Annotated in this window: 3 protein-coding genes; all 3 read right to left on the reverse strand. The window is 29.1% G+C overall.

Annotated features, from left to right (window positions below):
- Positions 1-137 precede the first annotated feature (137 nt).
- The 3 genes from BX659_RS19575 to BX659_RS18505 all read right to left on the reverse strand — a co-directional run bounded on the left by BX659_RS19575 (position 138) and on the right by BX659_RS18505 (position 2,507).
- Positions 138-260 (reverse strand): hypothetical protein, encoded by a 123-nt coding sequence (locus BX659_RS19575; protein WP_258176166.1) that lies wholly within the window; start codon positions 258-260, stop codon positions 138-140.
- Positions 261-449: 189 nt separating this feature from the next.
- The gene (locus BX659_RS18500) at positions 450-1,187 is read right to left on the reverse strand and encodes a DUF1385 domain-containing protein (protein ID WP_097019707.1); all 738 of its coding nucleotides are present in this window, start codon (positions 1,185-1,187) and stop codon (positions 450-452) included.
- A gap of 402 nt (positions 1,188-1,589) precedes the next feature.
- Positions 1,590-2,507: a hypothetical protein gene (locus BX659_RS18505; RefSeq protein WP_172432027.1), complete on the reverse strand. Its 918-nt coding sequence runs from the start codon at positions 2,505-2,507 to the stop codon at positions 1,590-1,592.
- Positions 2,508-2,765 lie beyond the last annotated feature (258 nt).

Genomic DNA, 2,765 nt, shown 5'->3' on the forward strand with positions numbered 1-2,765 from the left:
ATTTTGTGGTGATCTAATTATATTACAGTTTGGTCTACTATGGGCATTTTTTTATTAATTTTTATTAGTTCAAGTTCATTTTACAATTAAGCAAAAATAAATAAACACAAATTGACTATTAAATATAGCATTAGATTTTAAGGAAAGGAGAGGTCAAAGCAGCAAACCCACCTGCTATCACCTCTCCTAAAGCCACGCCCATTTCGTTCCACTCCATAGGCTAAAGTCAAGATCAAACCACCTCTATTGACCAGCCACATTACATAAGAAAATGCTGAGCAAAAACACCTCAGCACTTTCTTATGACCTTTTGCACCCACCCCATTTAACTTCTGCCTTCTAAGTTAGATGTATATCCCAGAAAAGCAAGAAATAAAATCTACTCAATATTCCTATTTACTCTGAATCATCTTCCTTTAACAGAGTTTTAAAACCTGCTATTGCAACCTCTAACTGTTTATCACTTGGTTCCCTAGTAAATAACATACTTTGTAAGTAAGCAGATAACTTATACAATAGCGATATCCCAAACTTTTTTCCCCATCTCTAATATAAAAGATTTCATAAGCTATTGAATAACTTAACACCATATTTATAAAACAGAGATCCCTGTAAAAAATAAGTAAAATAACAAAACACAATGTCCAAAATATAAATAAAGTCGTTCCACGTGAATATGCTACTCTACTTGCTTTTCTAACTGATTCAAGTGACAAATCATCACTATCATAATAAGCCTTGATTGTTTTATGCTCTGCTCCATGAAATTCATGAGTTCTTTTTAATTGCTTTATATATGGAATTAATTGCTTCATAACTCTTATTAACATCAATAATGAAATTATTAGAAAAATAATATTTAAAACTATAAATATTCTACCATCATTTGTTGTATTGGGATCACTAGTAACTTTATAATATTGGTCAGTAACCATATGGGTAAGAATATTAATTATAAAGACTATCAGCAGTGGTACACTAAATCTAAACAGATCATAAATACCTCTAATAAAAGGAATATTCTTTACAAAATTTTGACCTTTTAAAAATAACTCTCCCTTTGAACCTAGATTGTCATTTACCTCTGTATTAATTTGATTATCTTCATCAATAGTAGCAGTTACAATTTTATGTGTAGATACAAATTCTACTCCATTATGTAATGCCATTCCTCTAACAAACTTCATAAGACTCCCCCTCTAACTGTTGCTTTGTAAATAAACTATTAGTCTTTATTATATATATTCATAGGCAAATATTTAAAGATTATCTTCACTATATCCTTTAATCATTTATTAACTATTGCAGTTTTGAATCCCTTGTTAAATTGAATAAAGCCCAGGTAAGATTACTTACTTGGGCTTTATTCTTTAAATATACTATTATATAATGCGAAAATTTAATGCTAAGCTTCTTCCTTAATCCTTTTTATCTCCTCTTTTGACAACTCAGTAACCTCTATTATATCCTCTATATCTATATTCTTTGTTAACAGCTTTTTAGCAACTTCTATCATATCTTCTGACTTACCAATTTGCTAAAGATTAGTCAGCTCTTTAGCCATAAGCTAATCCTCCAGTAATATAATATTAATGTTGAGTTCTTTCTTTAATTAATTTTATCTGTTCTTCTGATAATTCAGTAACTTCCATTATATCATTTATATCCATCTTCTTTTCTAGTAGCTTCTTAGCTATTTCTAATTTTCCTTCCAATTTACCTTCTACCCTACCTTCTAATTTTCCCTCTAACTTTCCTTCTGATTTGCCAACTTGATAAAGGTTAGTTAACTCTTTACTCATAACTTCATCACCTCCGATAGTTTCTTTAATATCATCTCTAAACCTCAACTCTAAATCATTAGGTAAAAACAAAATTCCATCTAAAAATTCAAAGATATTCTTAATCTTTCTCTTACTATAATCTCTATCTAATAACAATCTAAATAGTTTCTGCTTAAAACTATATCTCAAACTATTTTTACCCTTACTCTTTAAAGTATATAATCCTGCTAAAATCACCATTGCAAAAGGGTTTTCCGCCTTCAATAATTCTACTTCCTCTTGTTCCAAAATCTTATAACTATTATACTCATAGTTTAACTTTGTTCCATGAAATTCATAATCAAAACTACTTGGCTTATAATCTTTCCTACCCTCAGTAAAGATAGCTAAAGCTACAATTTTCTTATCATATTTATCGTAAATTCTGTAGAAATACTTAAACATCCTAGCACTAAACTCAGCTTCATAATAGCCTTGTACCTCTAAATGAATTAAAATCCAATTCTCTCTACCATCCTTTAAGTAGACCTTAACCAATCGATCAGCCATCTTCTTACCCTCTAAAGTCTTATCCATGATATTAGCTAACTCATTATCTAAAAACTCATAGCCTTGACTAAAATCAATCTCCTGATATAACTTAGGCATAAAAAATTCTACAAAATCTTCAAATAAATCCTCAATAATCTCTTTCCATAATAAATCAGGTGTCTCACGATCCATCATAAACTTCCTCCTAAATTCATCAACTGTAGATTTATTATATCATATTAGAATAAATATTCTAACTTTGATTTTTATCCTTAGCTCTCTTTACTTTTATCTGTTTTAATAAACATATTACAATGCTTAATTGTAAAATGAACTTGAACTAATAAAAATTAATAAAAAATGCCCATAGTAGACCAAACTGTAATATAATTAGATCACCACAAAATAACTAATTACAGGCAGGTGCATACTATGGACTACTTAAATGAT

It is taken from the genome of Orenia metallireducens (genome assembly GCF_003001995.1).
In the GTDB taxonomy this organism is placed as follows: Bacteria; Bacillota; Halanaerobiia; order Halobacteroidales; family Halobacteroidaceae; genus Orenia; species Orenia metallireducens_B.

Bases quoted from the DNA above. Each gene is read 5' to 3' on its own strand.
- BX659_RS19575 (WP_258176166.1), bottom strand. From the start codon at position 260: ATGTGGCTGGTCAATAGAGGTGGTTTGATCTTGACTTTAGCCTATGGA.
- BX659_RS18500 (WP_097019707.1), bottom strand. From the start codon at position 1,187: ATGAAGTTTGTTAGAGGAATGGCATTACATAATGGAGTAGAATTTGTA.
- BX659_RS18505 (WP_172432027.1), bottom strand. From the start codon at position 2,507: ATGGATCGTGAGACACCTGATTTATTATGGAAAGAGATTATTGAGGAT.